Here is an 18,475-nt window from a genome sequence, read left to right as displayed (position 1 = left end):
AAGGGTCAGGCCAGGCTGCGGCGGCTGCGTGCCTCGCGCTTGATATCTGCCATCGTCGTGCCGGGCTCGGCGCGGCCGCTGGCGATCCCGGCATCCCAGAGGTCACCCACGACCCGACGGGCCCGCCACTCGCGCAGCGCCTCGCGGACCACCTCGCTCGACGAGGCATAGGCCCCGCTGCCCACGGCTTCCTGCAAGAGGGCCGCGTGCTCTTCGGTGATGGAAATGCTGATCTTTCCGGCCATGTCCGATCCTCCTGCCGCAAAGGTAGGAAAAATTCGCACTCCTTGCAACCACGATCCAGAGGGGAACCCCCATGAAAACCTACGTCCAGCCCGGCAACACCATCACCTTGACTGCGCCCTATGCCGTCGCATCGGGCGATGGCCTGCTCGTCGGCTCCATCTTCGGCGTGGCTTCAGGCACCGCCGCCCTCGGCGAAACCGTCGAGGCCGCGCTCGTGGGCGTCTACGAGCTGAAGAAGCTCGGCTCGCAAGCTTGGGCCGTGGGCGACCGCATCTACTGGGACAACACCGCCCGCCAGACCACCAAGGTCACCACCTCGAACACGCTGATTGGCGTGGCGACCGAGGTGGTGGCGGGTGGCGCGGGCGATGTGGTCGGCCGGGTGCGGCTGAACGGCACCTTCTGATGAGCGCCTTTGCCGCCGCCGTCGGCGCGCTCTTCGCCGATCCGAACATCGGGCGGGATGCGGTCTACATCGCCAATGGCGGCGCGCCGGTCCTGGTGCGCGTCGTCGCTCGGCGTGCCGATGCGGTCATCGACTTCGGCGACGCGCGGCTCTGGTCCGAGACCACCCGCATCGACCTGCGGGTGACCGAGGTTCTAGCCCCGCGCCCCGGCGACCGCATCGAGATCGACGGCGACGCCTTTCTCATCCAGGGCGAGCCCGTCCGCGACCGCGAGCGGCTGGTCTGGACCGTCGACCTGCGCCCGGCGTGACCGCGATGAAACTGAAGCTCGACATTGATCCCGATATCGTCGCGATGATGGCGGCCGAGGTTGCGGCGGGCGAGCGGGCCGTCTCGGCCGCGATCCGCGAGGCTGGGACCGGCCTGAAGGTGGCGTGGCGGCTGCAGATCACCGGCGCGGGCCTCGGGCCCCGGCTCGCCCGCACCATCCGGTCGGAGCAGTTCCCCAAGGCCACGCCCAGCCTGAACGCGGCGGCCGTGGTCTGGTCCAATGCACCGGTCATTGTCGGCGCCCACGATACCGGCCCGCTGATCCGCTCGAAGAACGGCCTCTGGCTGGCGATCCCCACGCCCGCTGCAGTCAAGTCCCTGCGCGGCGGCCGGATCACGCCCGGCGAATGGGAGCGCCGCACCGGCCTGCGTCTGCGGTTCATCTATCGCCGCAGGGGCCCGAGCCTTCTGGTGACCGAGGGGCGGTTGAACACGAAGGGCCGCGCCGTGGCGTCCAGGTCGAAGACCGGCCGGGGCCTCGTGACCGCGCCAATCTTCCTGCTGGTGCCGCAGGTCAAGCTGCCGAAACGGCTGGATCTGGCGCGGGATGCGGAGCGGGCGCATGACGCCGTGCCGGGGCTGATCGTGGCGAACTGGGTGCAAGACGTAGTCGGATACTGATCGTCCCCAAGCGCGGCATTGCACATCAATTGGGCGCATGCCGTTTTGCTTTAGCCCCTGTTCGAGCGTCCTTTTCCAGCAGGTTTTGTACATGCTGTTCCAAAGTGCGTTGCTCAGCAGCGATAATGCTCGCCTCTAGGTCAACAACATACTGGTACCAGTCACGCATGAACGCTTTTCGGGGTGACTCGATGAGTGCTTCTACTGCCTCCGCCATAAGTTCGTGCCCTCGGATCCATGAACTTACTTGCACCACGGTCAATGCTGCAATCTGCGCCGTACGTTCTGCTTCAACAGAGTCATTTTTTCGGTTCAGCGCTACACTCCACTGGCCGTGGGCAAGTTTGTTTCTGAAAAGGCTTGGATCAAAGACGTGACGTTCTATTACGCCAAATAGCTTCTGTTTCGTGTTCGGCTGAAAGTTGCCTCTCTTTGCGTCGAGGTGACGTAAGCCCAGTTCAACAGCCTTTTTCCAAGCGGTGGCAATGCCCTCGCCCTTTGCAACTTGTATCTGTGCGATTTCATCGATTTCGAAGCCGTATGGCGTGTGAATTATCTTTGAGAAATTCGCTTCAGCCCAGGAGCAAAAAAGAAGCGCGTAGGTCTTCGTGAAGGCTGATACTCGCGCCTGGTCGTTTGAACGAAGTGCGTCGTTAACACATCGGTGTACCTGCCGCAGCGCTGTCTTCAATGATCGCGCATTAAGCACCTGAGCTCTAAAAACTGCTAACTTTGCTGCTTGGTCCATGATCACCCCGGGCTGTCGAGAAAGGGGCAGAAGCCCCACTCTCGACAGCCCGGAATCGAACCGGGACTTCTGATCAAAGATCAGTGCCTCTGCCATATTAAGGCTACTGCCGCCCAGTGTCGTTACGTTCCGAAGCACTTGGCTGTCAAGTGTGGAAGTTCGGATACACCGGTTGGCATTCTGCAAAGTGGCCGTGTCAGTGTCACTCAACTCCGAGTACGACTATGTCCACCCTCCGCGAAACCATCCTCGCCGCGCTGTACGTGCGGCTCTCGGCGTTGCCCGCCACCGCCCTGCGCGGTGATGTGCTGCCCGAGCGCGTGCCCGCTGCTGGCCTCCTGATCCTACGCGATGGCGAGCCGGGGGAGCCGGAGGTCACGCTTTCGCCGCTGCGCTATCACTACCAGCACCGGGCCGAGATCGAGGCGGTCGTGCAGGGCGCTGCCCGTGACGCCGCCTTCGACACGCTATGCGCCAGCATCGGCGCGGCGCTCGCCGCCGACCGCACACTGGGCGGTCTTTGCGATTGGGTCGAGGCAGAAGCGCCGCGTCCGGTCGATCTGCCGGTCGAGGGTGCCGCCAGTCTGAAGGCGGCGGTGATCACCGTCGTTCTGCATTACACCACCACCGGCCCTCTGGCCTGACACCCCACATCCAAGGAGACCCCAATGGCACGCGCACACGGCGCGCGGGCGCAGATGGCGCTTGCGTTCGAGACTGTCTATGGCACCGCGCCCGCCACGGGCTACCGGACGGTGCCCTTCGCCAGCACCACACTCGGCTCTGAACAGCCGCTTATCGCCTCGGAACTGCTGGGCCAAGGGCGCGACCCGCTGGCCCCGATCAAGGACGCGGTCACCGCCGATGGCGATGTCGTCGTGCCGATCGACGTCGAGAACTTCGGCCTCTGGCTGAAGGCCGCCTTCGGTCAGCCCACGACCACCGGCACGACGCCCAAGACCCACACCTTCCAGTCGGGGAACTGGACCCTGCCGTCGATGGCCATCGAGACGGCCATGCCCGAGGTGCCGCGCTACGCGATGTACACCGGCTGCGTCTGCGACCAGCTGTCCTGGCAGATGGCGCGGTCGGGGCTGCTGACCGCCACGGCCCGGCTGGTGGCGCAGGGAGAGAACGTCGCCGCCACCACGGCCGCAGGCACGCCCACCGCGCTGGCGCTGCAGCGGTTCGGGCATTTCAACGGGGCGATCACGCGCAACGGCACGCCGCTCGGCAACGTCATCTCGGCCGAGGTGACCTATTCCAATGGCCTCGACCGCATCGAGACCATCCGCTCGGACGGCCGCATCGAGGGGGCAGACCCCGGCATGGCCGCGCTGACGGGCCGGGTGGAGGTGCGCTTCGCCGACACCACGCTGATCACCCAGGCCATCGACGGCACGCCTTGCGAACTGGTCTTCGCCTGGAGCCTCGGCGCCAACGCCAGCTTCACCTTCACCGCGCATGCCGTCTACCTGCCGCGGCCGCGCATCGAGATCCCCGGGCCGCAGGGCATCCAGGCCACCTTCGACTGGCAGGCGGCCAAGGCCAGCAGCCCCGCCCGGATGTGCACCGCCGTCCTCGTCAACACCGTCGCAACCTATTGAGAAGGCCTGCCATGCTGACCCTCGACCTCACGAACGCGCCGCAGTGGTGCGACCTCATCCCCGGCGTGCGCATCAAGCTCCGCCCGCTCACCACGGCGCTGATGGTCTCCGCGCGGGGCGATCCCGCGATTGCCGAGCTGCCCGAGGGGGCGGCGACCGAGGAAGCCGCGCTCGCCATGGCCAAGGCGCTGGCGCGGCGCGCGATCCTTGCATGGGAGGGGATCGGCGACGCCGATGGCACTCCCATCGAGCCGAGCCCCGAGGCCATCGACGCGCTTCTCGACCTCTGGCCTGCCTTTGAGGCGTTCCAGACCCTGTACGTCGCCAAGGCGCTCCTGCTGGACGCGGAAAAAAACGGCTCTGCGCCCTTGCCGACTGGTCCTTCGGCGGGGGCGAAGGCTACTGCGCGGCCTGCGCAGGATCCTGTCCCGACTGCCCCGCACGGCTGAACCGGCCCCTGACGCTGGAGGGCGCGCAGGTCTGGGACCTGGCGCAGCGCCTTGGCGGGCAGATGCGCGTCATCCCCGGCGCGGTGATCGGCTGGGACATGGGCGCGGCGCTGGCCTTGGGCGCGGCCCTCGGCATCTCCCCGCCTGCTATCGCCGAACTGCTGCCCGCCCTCGAGGCGGTGATGGTCCGCCGCGTCAACGAACAAATCGCGGCCAGCCGCGACTGACCCTATCCCAACCGGAGCCCCGATCCCATGGCCGAGAAACGCGTCTCCGTCCGGCTCGCCGCCGTGGGCGGCCGCCAGGTGCGTGCCGAACTGGAAGGTGTTGGCGAAGCCGGAGCGAAGGGCTTCGGCCGTCTCTCGCGCGAGATGGAGCTGGCGAACACCCGGCTTGCGGCCTTCGCACGCCGGGCGGGCCTCGCCCTTGGGGCCGCCGCTGCCGCCGCCACGGCTTCGCTCGGTCTGATCGTAAAGTCTACCGCCGAGAGTGCCGCGCAGATCCGGCAGTTCGCGCAGGTCGCCAATACCACGCCCGAGGCGCTCCAGCGCTGGTCGGCCGGGGCGCGAACGGTCGGCATCGAGCAGGAGAAGCTGGCCGACATCCTCAAGGACGTGAACGACCGGGTGGGGGATTTCCTGCAGACCGGCGGCGGTCCGATGGCGGATTTCTTCGAGAACGTCGCGCCCCGGGTCGGCGTGACGGCTGACCAGTTCGCGCGCCTCTCCGGCCCCGAGGCTCTGCAGCTTTACGTCGACACGCTGGAACGGGCGGGTCTGAGCCAGCAGGAGATGACCTTCTATCTCGAAGCCATGGCCTCGGACGCGACGCGCCTGCTGCCGCTGCTGCGCAACGGCGGCGCGGAGATGGCCCGGCTCGGCGATCAGGCCTCCGATCTTGGCGCAGTTCTGGACAGCGATGCGCTGGAAGCCCTGCGCCGCACGCAACTGGCGCTGGGCACGGTCTCGCTGGTCTTCGACGGCCTGCGCAACCGCATCGCCGTCGCCGTGGCCCCGACCATCGAGGCGCTGGCCAATACCTTCGTGGCGCTCGCCTCGGATGGCGGAATCCTGCGCTCGGCCATCGAGGGGCTGATCGGCAACCTTGGAAGGCTGGCGTCATATGCCGCGACCTTCGCGGCCGTCATGGCAGGCCGCTGGGTCGCAGGTATGGCTGTTGCTGCTCTGTCGGTTCGCGGCCTCGCGACGGCGCTCGTGTTCCTGCGCGGCGCCTTGATCCGCACCGGCATCGGCGCGCTGATCGTCGGTGCGGGCGAGTTGGTCTATCAGTTCTCGCAGCTGGTCTCCCGGGTCGGCGGTGTGGGCGAGGCGTTTCGCCTGCTCGGCGATCTGGCTCGCGAGGTCTGGTCGCGGATCGGTCTGTCGCTGGATGCAGCCCTCGCGCGGATGGCGGCCGGATGGGAGGGCCTGAAGGCGGCAGGGCTCTCGGCGCTGGAAGGCACCATCGCGGGTGTCGTCAGCTTCGGCGACCGGACGGCGGCGATCTTCCAGGGGGCCTATGACGCGGCGGTGGCGATCTGGGGCAGTCTGCCCGGTGCCATCGGCGACTTTGCCTTTCAGGCGGCGAATGGGCTGATCTCCGGCGTCGAGGCGATGCTGAACGGCGTGGTCACCCGCATCAACAACTTCATCGAGACGCTGAACGCCGCGCTGGCGTTGCTGCCGGAATGGGCTACCGGCGAAGGTGGCGTGAGGATCGGCATCCTAGACCCGGTGGAACTCGGCCGCATCGGCAATCCCTTCGAGGGGGCTGCGACCGCAGCCGGTGCCGCCGCCGCAGATGCCTTCTCCGCCGCGCTGTCGCGGACTTACCTCGAACCGCCTGACCTCGGCCTCGGTGCCATGGCCGAGGATGCCCGCACCCGGGCCGACGGCTATCGCGAGGCCGCAGGCATGCTGGCCGATGCCGCCGGTCGGCCGCTCGCCAGCTGGCAGGCGCTGAAGGATGCGGTGACCGGTACCGGGACCGAGGCAGAGACCGCCCTGGCAGATGCCGCCGCCTCGGCCGATGCCCTGACAGCCGGGCTGAACGACACGGCCACCTCCGCCGAGGGCGCTGGCGGCGCCGCGCGCAATGCGGGCGCTGCGGCCGCCGAGGGTGCGGACACCGCCTTTACTGGCTGGCAGGCCGTCATGGCCGCACTCGCCGACTACGCCGCGAAGGCGCGCGACATTGGCGGCGATATCGGCAGCGCGCTGGTCGGGGCCTTCCAGAGTGCCGAGAACGCCATCGGTGACTTCGTGAAGACCGGGAAGCTCGATTTCCGCGATCTGGTCACCTCAATGATCGCCGATTTGGCGAAGCTCGCGGCCCGGCGCTTCATCCTCGGCCCCATCGCCAATGCCCTTTCCGGCGCGCTGGGCGGGGCGGGTGGGATTTTCGCGAACATCCTGCATGCAGGCGGGATGGCTGGCGCCCCCGGTCCCGGCCGGATGGTCCCGGCGCTGGCCTTCGCAAGTGCGCCGCGGATGCACGACGGGGGCTGGGCCGGGCTGCGTCCCGATGAGGTGCCCGCGATCCTGCAACGCGGGGAGCGGGTTCTCTCCCGGCGCGAGGCGGCCAGTTACGGCCAGGCGGGCGCTTCCACCGTCAACGTCACGATCAACGCCCGCGACGCCGAGAGCTTCCGCCAGTCGCGCACGCAGGTCGCCAGCGACATTGCCCGTGCCGTGTCGCTCGGGCGGCGGGGCATGTGAGGATCAGCCATGGCATTTCACGAGGTCCGGTTTCCGGACAACATCAGCCGGGGCGCACGCGGTGGCCCCGAGCGGCGCACACAGATCGTCGAACTGGCGAGCGGGGCCGAGGAACGCAATGCGAGCTGGGCAAACAGCCGCCGCCGCTACGACGTGGCCTACGGCATCCGCCGCGCCGACGATCTGGCGGCGGTGGTCGCCTTCTTCGAGGCCCGCAACGGCCGCCTCCATGGCTTCCGTTTCAAGGACTGGGCCGATTTCAAGTCCTGCCTGCAGTCGCAGACGGTCGCCCCGACTGACCAGCCCGTCGGCACCGGCAATGGTGCTGTCACCACCTTCGCCCTGTTGAAGCGCTACACGTCCGGCGCGCAAAGCTGGACCCGTGCCATCGCCAAGCCGATGGCAGGGACCGTCCGCATCGCCCTGAACGGCGTCGAGCAGATGTCCGGCTGGAGTGTCGACACCACCACCGGCAGCGTCACCTTCACCACTGCCCCCGGCGCGGGCGTCGCAATCACGGCCGGTTTCGAATTCGATGTCCCCGTCCGCTTCGACACCGATGTGCTCGACGTCACCCTCGACCTCGAGCGGCTGGGGTCGATCACATCCATTCCGCTGCTGGAGATCCGGCGATGAACGAAGAAACCGGCTTTATCGCCGCGGTGCTGCGTGACCTGGCGACCTCCACCGCCGTCATCCTCGCCGCCTGGGGCGCGCTTGGCGGGGCGACCAATGCGCTCACCACTCGGATGCGGCTGCGCGATGCGTTGCGCCACATCCTGCTCGGCGGTCTGATCGCGGCCGGGATGGGCAGTCTGTCCATGGCGATCATCACCGCCTGGCTCGGCCTGCCATCGCAAGCGATCCCGGCCGGGGGCGCGGCAGGCTCGGCCGCCTATCTGGTCGGCGTCTTCGGCCCCGCCTTCATCGAAGTCGTCCTTGCGCGGCTGCGCAGTGGCAATGGGGGCAACCCCGATGCATGAACTGATCCGTCTCGCGCGCGCCATGCGCTGCGACGCCGCCGATCCGGCACAAGCTTTCAGCCATCGACTGCGCATCGGCCTTCTGGTCGCCGCCCTGATCCTGATCCTTTCCTCCATCTTCGGGTGATCCCATGCACATGACCGACCGGGGCCTGCTGGCCCTCGTCCGGCACGAAGGAATCGTGCCCGGACCTTATCTCGACGTCAAAAACGTCTGGACCTTCGGCATCGGCCACACCGCGGCCGCTGGTCCACCCGATCCGGCACGGATGTCGCGTGGCATGCCGACCGATCTCGATGCGGGGATCCGCGAGGCGTTCCGGCTCTTCCGCGCCGACATCGTGGCCTACGAGGCAGAGGTTTTGCGCGCAGTGAAGGTGCCGCTGGAGCCGCACGAGTTCGATGCGCTGGTCAGCTTCCACTACAACACCGGTGGCATCGCGAAAGCGTCGCTGACCCGCCATCTGAACATGCGCAACCGCGCCGCTGCTGCACAGGCCTTCATGGGCTGGCTCCGACCCGCCGCGATCCGCACGCGCCGCGAGGCCGAACGCGATCTGTTCCGCGATGGCCGCTATCCGACTGGCACCATCCCGGTCTGGTCGGTCGATCGCAATGGCCGGGTGGATTTCTCGCGACTTATCCGGCGACTGTCCGAGACCGAGGCGCTGGCATTGCTGCGCCCGACGAGCGTGTCGGTGTCGCCGCCCGTGCCACTGCCGGTACCTACCCAACCGCCTGCCACCCCGTCGTGGTGGCAGCAGCTGGTGGAATTTCTCAAAGGAAAGGCAACATCATGAACTGGAACCTCGCACGCGGGCTGGTCTATCTGGCCTGCCTTGCTGCCTCCGGCTTGGCCATGGCCGGGCTGGCGGATTTTGATCTGGTGACCGGCAGCTTCGATCTGCGTCCCTTCAACCTCTACACCCTGACCGGCACGGCGGGAGGCGTGGTTTCCTCGGCGCTAGCCTCGGTCGCCCTGTGGCGCGGTTGGGGGCGGAAGTGAAGGCTCTCCCGCCCGCACTTCAGGCCCATCTCGACGAGGGCACGACGACGCTGGCCTGGTGCTGGCGGATCGTGCGGGCCGATGGGGTGACGCTTGGCTTCACCGATCACGACCGGGCCCTGACGTTCGACGGCACCGATTTCGAGCCAGAGAGCGGCTTTGCGGCCTCGGAGGTGCGCTCAGGTTCCGACTTGTCGGTCGACGCGCAGGACGCCCAAGGCGTGCTGTCCTCCGACCGGATCACCGAGACCGACATTCTCGACGGCCGCTGGGACAATGCGGCCGTCGAGGTCTGGCGGGTGAACTGGTTGAGCGTCGGCCAGCGCCTGCTGATGCGACGCGGGGCAATTGGCCAGATCCGGCGCGGGCGGCTGGCCTTCGTGGCCGAGGTGCGCAGCCTTGCCCATGTGCTGGGCCAGACGGTCGGGCGTACGTTTCAGGCGACATGCGATGCCGCCCTTGGCGATGCGCGCTGCGCGGTCCCTCTCGAGGCTCCGATGTTCAAGGGCACCGGCGCGATCATCGACCTTCTGCGCGACCGAGCTTTCACCGCCTCGGGGCTTGGCGGCTTCAGTTCTGGCTGGTTCACCTTCGGCACCCTCGACTGGACGAGTGGGGCCAATGCTGGCCGACAGGCCGAGGTATTGTCGCACGACCTCGTCGATGGCGTTGCCATCCTGACCCTGCTTGAAGCGCCGGTGCGCGCCATTGCCATGTCCGACACCTTTACCATCCGCGCCGGGTGCGACAAGCGCATCACGACCTGTGGCACGAAGTTCGCCAATGTCGCCAACTTCCGGGGCTTTCCCAATATTCCCGGCCAGGATGCCGTCCTGCGCTATGCCACCACCGATGGCGGCCATGAGGGGGCGGTGCTGTGACCGCTGCCGATCCCGACACCGTTATCGCCACCGCGCGGTCCTGGCTCGGCACGCCCTACCACGATCAGGCCAGCCTCAAGGGCGTCGGCTGTGACTGCCTCGGCCTCGCGCGCGGTGTCTGGCGCGAGGTGGTCGGGCCCGAGCCTTTCCCGATCCCCCCTTACAGCCGGGACTGGGGCGAGAGCGGCCCGCGCGAGGTGCTGGCCGAAGGCGCGCGTCGCATGATGCCGGAAATCGCTCCCGCCGATGCCCCACCAGGTGCGCTGATCCTGTTCCGCATGATGCCGCGTGCCATAGCCAAGCATGTCGGCATCCTGACGGGCCCCGACACCTTCCTTCATGCCTATGAGCGGCTCGGCGTGATCGAGGAACCGGTCACCCCGACATGGCGACGCCGCATCGCCTTTGCTTTCCTCTTTCCCAAACGCTGAGAGTTTTCCATGGCCACGCTTGTCCTCGGCGCTGTCGGCACTGCCATCGGCGGGGCCTTTGGCGGTGCGATCCTCGGCTTTTCCGGTGCAGCCATCGGCGGGTTCATCGGCTCGACCGTGGGCTCGGTCGTCGACAGCTGGATCGTGTCATCGCTGGCCCCGGCTCAGCGGATCGAGGGCGCACGGCTCGACACGCTGCGCATCACCTCGGCCACCGAAGGAGCGGTGATCCCGCGCCTCTACGGCAGCATGCGGATTGGTGGCAACATCATCTGGGCCACCGATTTCCGCGAGGAGACCAAGACCACCACGCAGGGCGGCGGCAAGGGCGGCGGGGGTGGCAAGGTTAAAACCACCGAATACCTCTACTATGCCAGCTTTGCCGTGGCGCTCTGCGAAGGACCAATCACCGGCATCGGTCGCGTCTGGGCCGACGGCAAGGCAATGGACATGACCGGCGTGACCTGGCGCTGGTATCCCGGCAACGAGGTACAAACGGCCGATCCCTTCATTGCGGCGAAGATGGGCGCGGCCAACACGCCCGCCTATCGCGGCACGGCCTATGTCGTGTTCGAGGATCTGGCGCTGGCAACCTTCGGCAACCGCCTGCCGCAACTCAGCTTCGAGGTGTTCCGCCCACTGGCCGACCCCGACATAGCCGAGGGGCTGGTGAAGGCCGTCACAATGATCCCGGCCTCGGGCGAGTTCACCTATGCCACCGATGCAATCCGCAAGGGCAGTGGTGGTGCCACTGTCGCGGAGAATCTGAACGCGCTGCCAGATCAACCGGACATCGTGGTGGCGCTGGACCGGCTGCAGGCCATGGCCCCGGCGGTCGAAAGCGTCAGCCTCGTCGTAGCCTGGTTCGGCAACGACCTGCGCGCTGGGGTCTGCAAGGTGAAGCCCGGCGTCGAGGTTGCCTCCAAAGCCACCACCCCCGCCAATTGGTCGGTGAATGGCGTCAGCCGCGCCAGCGCGCATCTGGTCAGCCGCGACGCCGAGGATCGGCCGGTCTACGGCGGCACGCCGACAGATTTCGCAGTGGTGCAGGCAATCCAGGAGATGAAGGCGCGCGGGCTGCGCGTGACCTTCTATCCCTTTCTCTTGATGGACGTGCCGCCCGGCAACACACTGCCGAACCCTTACAGCGCCAATGCCGCCACGCTAGGCCAGCCAGCGTTTCCGTGGCGGGGGCGGATCACCTGTTCACCTGCGGCGGGCTTTGCCGGATCGGTGGACAAGACCGGCACGGCGGCAACGCAAGTGTCGGCGTTGTTTGGTGCTGCGACGCCCGGCAGTTTCAGCGTGTCGGGCGATACCGTCAGCTGGACCGGCCCATCGGGCGACTGGGGCCTGCGCCGGATGATCCTGCACTACGCCCATCTCTGCGCGGCGGCAGGCGGGGTCGATGCCTTCCTGATCGGGACCGAGATGCGGGGCCTGACCACGATCCGCTCCAGCGCCAGCGGCTATCCGGCCGTGACGGCGTTCAAGGCGCTGGCGGCGGATGTGAAGGCCATCCTCGGGCCGGGCACCAAGGTGGGCTATGCTTCCGACTGGTCGGAATACTTCGGCCACCAACCGGGCGACGGGACCGGGGACGTGTTCTTCCACCTCGACCCGCTCTGGTCCGATGCCAACATCGATTTCATCGGCATCGACAACTACATGCCGCTGTCAGATTGGCGCGACGGTTTCGACCATGCCGACGCCCTTGAAGGCTGGCCCGCGATCCATGACAGGGGCTACCTGCAGGCAAACATCGCGGGCGGGGAAGGCTTCGACTGGTTCTACGCCTCGGCCGCTGACCGGTCGGCCCAGATCCGCACACCCATCACGGACGGGGTCGCGGGCAAACCGTGGGTCTTCCGTTACAAGGATCTCCACGCCTGGTGGTCGAACCCGCATTTCAACCGCCCGGGCGGGGTCGAGAGCGGCACGCCCACGGCATGGGTGCCGCAGTCCAAGCCGGTGTGGTTCACCGAACTCGGCTGCCCGGCCATCGACCGGGGCACGAACCAGCCGAACGTCTTCTTCGACCCGAAGTCGTCCGAGAGCTTCACGCCCTACTTCTCGCGCGGCTGGCGCGATGATGCCATCCAGCGCGCCTATCTCGAGGCAAGCTACCTCTGGTGGGGTCAGGGCGCGAACAACCCGACCTCGGCCGTCTACGGCGGCCGGATGGTCCATGTCCCCGAATGCGCCGCCTGGACCTGGGACGCGCGGCCCTATCCGTTCTTTCCCGAGCTGACCGGCGTCTGGACCGATGGCCCGAACTGGCGGCTGGGTCACTGGCTGACGGGGCGGCTGGGCGCGGTGTCGCTGGCCGCTCTCGTGCGCCACCTCTGCCTGCGCGCTGGGCTGGCGGAAAGCCTGATTGACGTCTCGGGCCTCTGGGGCGCGGTCGAGGGATATGTGATCGGGGCCCTCGAAAGCCCTCGCGCGTCCATTTCCACGCTCGCCCGCCACTTCGGCTTCGACGCCATCGAGACCGAGGGCGTGATCCGTTTCGTCATGCGCGGCCGCGCCTCGGTCGCCACACTGGCCATCGACGATCTGGTGGCCAGTCGTGACGGCGAAGCCTTCGAACTGACCCGTGGCCAGGAGACCGAACTGCCCCAGGCGCTGAAGTGGCAGGTCGCGCGGGCTGACGAGGACTATGACGCGGCGCTGGTCGAGGCACGGCGCATCACTGTCGACACCAGCCGCATCGCGTCCGAGTCCTTCCCCATGGCGATCCCGCCCGAGGAGGCCGAACGCCGCTGCCGTCGCGCGCTGATGGAAGCCTGGATCGGCCGGGAAAGCGCCACTTTTCGCCTTCCACCCTCGCGGTTGGCGCTGGACCCTGCCGACGTGATCCGGCTGGTCCATGATGGTCGCAAGGTCGAGTTCCGCCTCGTCTCCGTCGCCGATGCCGAGGCGCGCGGCATCGAGGCCGTCCGCCAGGACCGCGCAGCCTATGATCTGCCGCCCGGCGATCCCCGCCCGGCCTCGCTCGCCAGCCCGGTCGTCTTCGGCACGCCCGAGGTGGTGATGCTGGACCTTCCGCAGATCACCGAAGACCAGCCCGCGCATCGCCCCCTGATCGCCGCCCATGCCAGCCCCTGGCCGGGCGAGATCGCAGTCTTCCGAAGCGCGTCGACGGATGGCTTCAACCTCCTGACCACCTTCGGCAGTCGGGCGCGGATTGGCACACTGGCCTTCGACTTCTTTCCGGGGCCGACCTCGCGCTTCGATCTGGGCAACGCGCTGGTGGTCGATCTGCTGTCCGGAACGCTGGAAAGCGTGACGGACGTCGCGCTGTTCGGCGGGGCCAATGCCCTCGCGGTCGAAAGTGCCGCTGGCCAATGGGAGATCGTGCAGGCGGGCGCGGTCGAACTGATCGCGCCCGGCCGCTATCGCCTGACCCGCCTCCTGCGCGGCCAGCGCGGAACGGAACATGCCATGGGCAACCCGGCTCCGGCTGGCGCGCGGGTCGTGGTCCTGGATGCCGCGCTTTCGGCGCTGCCCATCGCCGAGGCCGACCTTGGTCTGCCATGGAACTGGCGCGTGGGACCAGCCGCGCGAGCGGTCAGTGACGCAAGCTATGCCGCGCTGGGCTTCACCCCCACTGGCCAGGGGCTTGTTCCCTTCGCGCCGGTCCATGTCGAACAGCCGTGGCGAACGGCCCGCAGCCCGGGCGATCTGACGATCCGCTGGACGCGGCGATCGCGCGCGCTGGTGGCCGATGCCTGGGAACAGGTCGAGGTGCCGCTGGCCGAGGACCTGGAAAGCTACGACGTCCAGATCCTCGACGGCGCTGCGATCAAGCGCACGCTGACCAGCACCACGACCTCCGTCCTCTACACCGCCGCCCAGCAGACCGCCGATTGGGGTGCGCTGCTCGGGCCTGGCCAGACGCTGGCGCTCCGCATCTTCCAGCTTTCGAACCGCCTCGGCCGCGGCACGCCTGCCGCGGTCACGATGCAATTCTGATCCCAACCCACGGGAACACCCATGTCCGACACCACGACCCATCTGGGCCTGCCCTATCTCCTTGCCGCCCAAGCGCAGAAGCATGTCACCCACAACGAGGCCCTGCGCCTGCTCGATGCCATGGTGCAGCTCTCGGTCCTCGACCGCACGCGCACCACGCCCCCGGCCAGCCCGGCCGAAGGCAACCGGCACCTCGTGGCCTCGGGCGCGACCGGCCTCTGGGCTGGATGGGATCTGAACATTGCCTTCTGGGTGGACGGCGCATGGATCCGGCTGGTGCCGCGCACCGGCTGGCTCACTTGGGTCGCGGCCGAGGGCCTGTTCCTCGTCTGGACCGGCAGCGCCTGGGCGGTCGTGGGCGAGCCGCGCGAAGTGTCGGATTCGGTGTTCAGCCTGGTGAACGATGCTGACCCGACGAAGAAAGCGACCTTCTCGCTGGCGGGCATCAGCGCCGGAACCACCCGCAGCTTCACGCTTCCCAACACCTCGTCCGAACTGGCGATCCTTGCGGGCACGCAGACCTTCACCGGGAACAAGACATTTTCGGGGACGCTGACCGCCTCAGGCACGGTCACCGTTTCGGCGGCGTCGGCCAGCATCGGCACGGCGACGACCACCGCCACCTATGGGATGGGCACCGGGGCCACGACGACCGGCGTGACCAAGACCGTGAACATCGGGACCGGCGGCGCGTTCGGATCGACTACGGTCGTGAACATCGGCTCGGCCAGCGCCGGTGCGGGCGGCACGACCGTCATCAATACGCCGACGGTAACCTTCGCCAATGCCGTCACACAAGTTGGCATGCCGCAGGCGAACCTGACCGCGCAGCTTCTGGGCCTCGGCGGGGCCACAGCGGACAGTTACAACCGGGTTTCGGTCAACACGCCTGCTGTGCTGCTGAACAACGCAGGCGCCGGGATCGAGGCCACCGTCAACAAGGCGGCGGCAGGGAATGACGCGGCCTTTGCCTTCAAGACCGGCTTCTCCGCCCGAGCGCTGATCGGGCTCCTCGGCAACGACGACTTCAGCTTCAAGGTCAGCCCGGATGGCTCGGCCTTCTTCGACGCGATCCGCATCGACCGCACCAGCGGCCAAGTGGAACTGCCACAGCCCACGGTTCTGCCGGGGCTTGCCGCAGCGCCATCTCCGCCGCCCACAGGGAAGGCAACCCTTTATGCGCGCAGCCGCGCCGGTGCGCCGTGGATCGACGTCATGCGTCCCTCTGGCCGGGACTTCCCCCTTCAGCCGCATTTCGGGGTGAACCGGATTGCGAACTGGTCCCCCTCCGTCAGCACGACGATCACTACCGAGGGCCTGCCGATCACCTCGGTCGGGACCGTGTCGCACCCGACGCTGGCCGCCACGAACCTCGCCGCCAGCATGCGCCGCTGGCGTCTGACCTCGGCGGCCGTCGTGGACTCGGTGGCCGATCAGCGCTCCGCAGGTTGGGCCTGCTGGCGCGGGAACGCGGCGGGCCTCGGCGGCTGGACCTTCGTGACGCGGATTTCGCTGACGACGTTGCAGGCGACCGGAATGGGCTTCTTCGGCCTCTACGGCTCCACCGCCGCGCTCGCCACCACGCTGACGCTCGCAGCCGCCATCAACTGCATCGGCATCGGCTTCCAGCGCGGGACGCACACCCGTTGGCAACTGGTCGCGAACGACGGCACCGGCGCGCCGACCCTGACCGACATGGGCGCGTCCTTCGGTATCGCCACCGGCGGCGTGCTGACGCTGTTCATCGCGGCCCCGCCGAATGGAAGCTCTGTCTGGGTGCGCGTCGTCGATGAGGTCTCGGGCGCCATCTTCGAACAGGAAATCTCCGCCGACCTGCCCGCTGCGACGCAGTTTCTGTCGCCGCGGCTGTTCCTCAACAACGGGGCGACCGCCGCTGCTGTCGTCTACGACTGCGCTGGGTTGTACGTCGAGACGGACTTCTGATCCGGCTTCATGGCGAACCAACTCGTGTGATCTCCGGGCCGGGCAACATCGCTTGGGAAGCGCCGAACGCCTCGACCGTTGCGCATCGCCCGGCCCGGATCACAGGTTAACAGTTTCAAAGAGCGGCAGGGATTCGCTGCGCCGGAATGGTTGCACGACAAGGCTGCACCTGTCCCGCGCGGCGATGGGCACAATTGTGCACCTGTCAGCGGATCGAGCGAGGTTTCACGGTTCGATGTCATCAAAGGCTTCTGCCCGATGCCAGACGAGGCGGGCGCGGTGTTTGTCGGTGAGCGGGATGGGAGATTGCCAGCGCAGCTCTGCGCGCGCCGTCTCGCTCAGCTTTCGCGAGAATTGCGGAAGGCCATCGTCATCGAAGGTCACCAGCCCCCGGTCGAAGGCCGCATCCCAAAGGGCCGAAAGCAGCAGGCCGTTATGCACGTCCAGCCGGTCGGCGTCGCTGACGCAATCCTTCCAGGCGATGATGTGGCTTGCGCGCAGGAGCGCTGGATCGGTGATCCCGGTCAGGGGGCAGCGGCCCTGCCAGTAGGTCATCAGCCCGTCGCGGAAGATATCCTGGCCAACGCGCTGGATGACCAGCCTCTCGGCTTCGGTGCTCTTGGGCAGGTTAGCCACGGCCGCACGAAATTCCTCGAGAGGGCCATCGGGCAGCGTCACGCCCAACTGGTAGACCCGAGGCATTACGGCATAAAGCGCGGTCAGGTTCGGGAAGGCGTAGCGCACGAGGCCCGGGCCCGGCATGTCGGCCTTGGGCAGGTTCAGATCCTCGGCGATGCCAAGATGATCGAGGGCCAGCAACCAAGGCCCCTCGTGCCCGGCCGCCGCGAACCACACCGTGCCCTTCGCGGTGGTGGACCCGTAGCGCACCCAGCCGTCCGTTTCCCCCAGGGCGCGGCGATAGCCGTTCTGCCAGGCGACCTTCTGGCATTCCTGCGAGACGACAAAGCTCTGGGGCGACTCGATCATGGTCATGCGTATTTTCCGCTTGCTCTCTTACCCGGCCAGTTGATCAAGCTGCTCAAGAAGACGAGAAAACCTGCGAAGCTGTTCGAAATCACCGTCCTCGATTACGTCGGGGTGGAAGTGCATGATTTCGTTTCGAAGCTTGCGAACCTCATCCAGCTCTTTACAGAAGGTTTTCCGGCAGGCGACAAACCCGAGCTGTGCCCAGTTCTCCTCTTTCTCGAATATCCTCTGATACTCCCCAAAGGTCAGCTGAGACGCTTTTGTAACTGCGGCCTTGCGATCCGGGTCATTGTCATCACAGGCCGCGCGCAGGGTATCAACATCGAAAACATCCTGAATAAGCCTTCGGATCTGGTTCTCGATTCGACCCAACAAAAGAAAAGGCTCCGACAAACCTTGGAACTGTTCGCTGAGGTCTGTGGCTGTCACGATCCCCGTGATTTTCCGGTCTGCCGCCCGGACAAAAACAAAGTCCCTCTGAATGATGGTCTTCGTGACCTCGAAGAGCGAGTCCGCGTCAGATACCTCTGTCGCCTTTTCCATGGCATCACTGACATTGGTCAACGCATTGCGTTGGCTGAGCCTGCTCCCGATTGATTTCCAGCTAATGGCACCCTTCAGATCGCGGGGGCTGGTCATGACAGCGAGTTGCGAAAAGTCATAAGCCAGCATCAGAGTGACGGCCCGTTCGATCGGATCCTGCGGATTCACCGAAATAACTTCGCGGTTTGCAGCCTCGAGCATGCGCACGAGATGGGTCAGTTCCGCGACATCTGCTTGTTTGGCCGCCTCAACCGCATCGGCTCCCGGCTGGGGTGCAACAACAGGAGCGGCGTCAGCAGCGGGTGCTTGCGCCTCTCGCTTCTTAAAGATCACGGGCGCATCGATCCATGTCGTCGTGAAATGAGGATCGGTTCGCAGCCCGGCGGCCTCCAGTTCTGCTTCAATGCGCTCGACGACACCGCCACGCCTGCGGCGCGCGCCAAACCAGCGAAGCAGCTCTCTTACGCTGCGCGAGGGTTCGCGCCCCGCCGCCACGTCGGCCTTCACCTCTTCAAACTCGGCGGCGACGGCATCATTTTCGGGATTCGCGGCCTCTTCGATGGCCGGCACTTCTACGACAATCACTTCATCTTGCATCGC

The 18,475-nt window shown here is 67.0% G+C and carries 21 protein-coding genes; 17 read left to right on the top strand and 4 right to left on the bottom strand.

Annotated features, from left to right (window positions below; translation table 11 throughout):
• Window positions 1-5: 5 nt before the first annotated feature.
• Complete coding sequence (locus tag CRO07_RS15550; RefSeq protein WP_097031581.1) at window positions 6-245, bottom strand: ribbon-helix-helix domain-containing protein; 240 nt, start codon at window positions 243-245, stop codon at window positions 6-8.
• A 71-nt stretch (window positions 246-316) separates the two neighbouring features.
• Here CRO07_RS15550 and CRO07_RS15545 point away from each other — a divergent pair, with 71 nt between their 5' ends.
• From CRO07_RS15545 to CRO07_RS15535, 3 genes are read left to right on the top strand one after another with little or no spacing between them, the layout of a single operon-like run.
• Window positions 317-652, top strand: a complete 336-nt coding sequence (locus tag CRO07_RS15545) for a DUF2190 family protein (RefSeq protein WP_097031580.1) — start codon at window positions 317-319, stop codon at window positions 650-652.
• On the top strand, window positions 652-963 hold the full coding sequence (locus tag CRO07_RS15540) for a head-tail joining protein (RefSeq protein WP_097031579.1): 312 nt from the start codon (window positions 652-654) through the stop codon (window positions 961-963). Before CRO07_RS15545 ends, CRO07_RS15540 begins: the two co-directional genes overlap by 1 nt.
• Before the next feature lie 5 nt (window positions 964-968).
• Window positions 969-1,604 (top strand): DUF6441 family protein, encoded by a 636-nt coding sequence (locus CRO07_RS15535; protein WP_097031608.1) that lies wholly within the window; start codon window positions 969-971, stop codon window positions 1,602-1,604.
• Window positions 1,605-1,629: 25 nt separating this feature from the next.
• On the opposite strand, the gene CRO07_RS18475 is transcribed toward CRO07_RS15535, so the two are convergent.
• Complete coding sequence (locus CRO07_RS18475; protein ID WP_176504600.1) at window positions 1,630-2,448, bottom strand: hypothetical protein; 819 nt, start codon at window positions 2,446-2,448, stop codon at window positions 1,630-1,632.
• 128 nt (window positions 2,449-2,576) lie between these two features.
• Between CRO07_RS18475 and CRO07_RS15525 the strand changes: the two genes are divergently transcribed.
• The 14 genes from CRO07_RS15525 (at window position 2,577) to CRO07_RS15470 (ending at window position 16,345) form a co-directional block, all read left to right on the top strand.
• Window positions 2,577-2,996: an acyl-CoA transferase gene (locus CRO07_RS15525; RefSeq protein WP_097031578.1), complete on the top strand. Its 420-nt coding sequence runs from the start codon at window positions 2,577-2,579 to the stop codon at window positions 2,994-2,996.
• A gap of 24 nt (window positions 2,997-3,020) precedes the next feature.
• Window positions 3,021-3,959 (top strand): phage tail tube protein, encoded by a 939-nt coding sequence (locus CRO07_RS15520; protein WP_097031577.1) that lies wholly within the window; start codon window positions 3,021-3,023, stop codon window positions 3,957-3,959.
• An 11-nt stretch (window positions 3,960-3,970) separates the two neighbouring features.
• On the top strand, window positions 3,971-4,408 hold the full coding sequence (locus tag CRO07_RS15515; RefSeq protein WP_097031576.1) for a hypothetical protein: 438 nt from the start codon (window positions 3,971-3,973) through the stop codon (window positions 4,406-4,408).
• A 62-nt stretch (window positions 4,409-4,470) separates the two neighbouring features.
• Window positions 4,471-4,635: a DUF7697 family protein gene (locus CRO07_RS18780; protein ID WP_176504599.1), complete on the top strand. Its 165-nt coding sequence runs from the start codon at window positions 4,471-4,473 to the stop codon at window positions 4,633-4,635.
• Window positions 4,636-4,662: 27 nt separating this feature from the next.
• On the top strand, window positions 4,663-7,125 hold the full coding sequence (locus CRO07_RS15510; protein ID WP_097031575.1) for a phage tail tape measure C-terminal domain-containing protein: 2,463 nt from the start codon (window positions 4,663-4,665) through the stop codon (window positions 7,123-7,125).
• 9 nt (window positions 7,126-7,134) lie between these two features.
• A complete protein-coding gene (locus tag CRO07_RS15505; RefSeq protein ID WP_097031574.1) occupies window positions 7,135-7,761 on the top strand; it encodes a DUF2460 domain-containing protein in 627 nt (208 codons plus the stop codon).
• A complete protein-coding gene (locus CRO07_RS15500; protein ID WP_097031573.1) occupies window positions 7,758-8,108 on the top strand; it encodes a hypothetical protein in 351 nt (116 codons plus the stop codon). The genes CRO07_RS15505 and CRO07_RS15500 overlap by 4 nt, the downstream gene beginning before the upstream one ends.
• The gene (locus CRO07_RS19370) at window positions 8,101-8,235 is read left to right on the top strand and encodes a hypothetical protein (RefSeq protein ID WP_268876263.1); all 135 of its coding nucleotides are present in this window, start codon (window positions 8,101-8,103) and stop codon (window positions 8,233-8,235) included. Before CRO07_RS15500 ends, CRO07_RS19370 begins: the two co-directional genes overlap by 8 nt.
• Window positions 8,236-8,239: 4 nt before the next feature.
• Window positions 8,240-8,908 (top strand): lysozyme, encoded by a 669-nt coding sequence (locus CRO07_RS15495; RefSeq protein ID WP_097031572.1) that lies wholly within the window; start codon window positions 8,240-8,242, stop codon window positions 8,906-8,908.
• Window positions 8,905-9,114 carry a hypothetical protein gene (locus CRO07_RS15490; RefSeq protein WP_097031571.1) on the top strand — a complete coding sequence of 70 codons (210 nt, stop codon included), beginning with the start codon at window positions 8,905-8,907 and terminating at the stop codon, window positions 9,112-9,114. Before CRO07_RS15495 ends, CRO07_RS15490 begins: the two co-directional genes overlap by 4 nt.
• Window positions 9,111-9,995 carry a DUF2163 domain-containing protein gene (locus CRO07_RS15485; protein ID WP_097031570.1) on the top strand — a complete coding sequence of 295 codons (885 nt, stop codon included), beginning with the start codon at window positions 9,111-9,113 and terminating at the stop codon, window positions 9,993-9,995. The genes CRO07_RS15490 and CRO07_RS15485 overlap by 4 nt, the downstream gene beginning before the upstream one ends.
• Window positions 9,992-10,426, top strand: coding sequence for an NlpC/P60 family protein (locus CRO07_RS15480; RefSeq protein WP_097031569.1), 435 nt, complete (start codon window positions 9,992-9,994; stop codon window positions 10,424-10,426). The genes CRO07_RS15485 and CRO07_RS15480 overlap by 4 nt, the downstream gene beginning before the upstream one ends.
• Before the next feature lie 9 nt (window positions 10,427-10,435).
• Window positions 10,436-14,401, top strand: coding sequence for a baseplate multidomain protein megatron (locus CRO07_RS15475; protein ID WP_097031568.1), 3,966 nt, complete (start codon window positions 10,436-10,438; stop codon window positions 14,399-14,401).
• Between the two features lie 21 nt (window positions 14,402-14,422).
• Window positions 14,423-16,345 (top strand): DUF2793 domain-containing protein, encoded by a 1,923-nt coding sequence (locus CRO07_RS15470; RefSeq protein ID WP_097031567.1) that lies wholly within the window; start codon window positions 14,423-14,425, stop codon window positions 16,343-16,345.
• 225 nt (window positions 16,346-16,570) lie between these two features.
• Here CRO07_RS15470 and CRO07_RS15465 read toward each other — a convergent pair whose 3' ends face one another.
• Together CRO07_RS15465 and CRO07_RS15460 are read right to left on the bottom strand one after the other, a co-directional pair.
• Window positions 16,571-17,338, bottom strand: a complete 768-nt coding sequence (locus CRO07_RS15465; RefSeq protein WP_235841039.1) for an HNH endonuclease — start codon at window positions 17,336-17,338, stop codon at window positions 16,571-16,573.
• Window positions 17,339-17,359: 21 nt separating this feature from the next.
• Window positions 17,360-18,472, bottom strand: coding sequence for a CBS domain-containing protein (locus tag CRO07_RS15460; RefSeq protein ID WP_097031566.1), 1,113 nt, complete (start codon window positions 18,470-18,472; stop codon window positions 17,360-17,362).
• Window positions 18,473-18,475: the final 3 nt, after the last annotated feature.

This window comes from Cereibacter ovatus (assembly GCF_900207575.1).
Taxonomy (GTDB): Bacteria; Pseudomonadota; Alphaproteobacteria; order Rhodobacterales; family Rhodobacteraceae; genus Cereibacter_A; species Cereibacter_A ovatus.
Note: the sequence above shows the minus strand (reverse complement) of the source record. Positions and strands in the feature narration are given on the sequence as shown.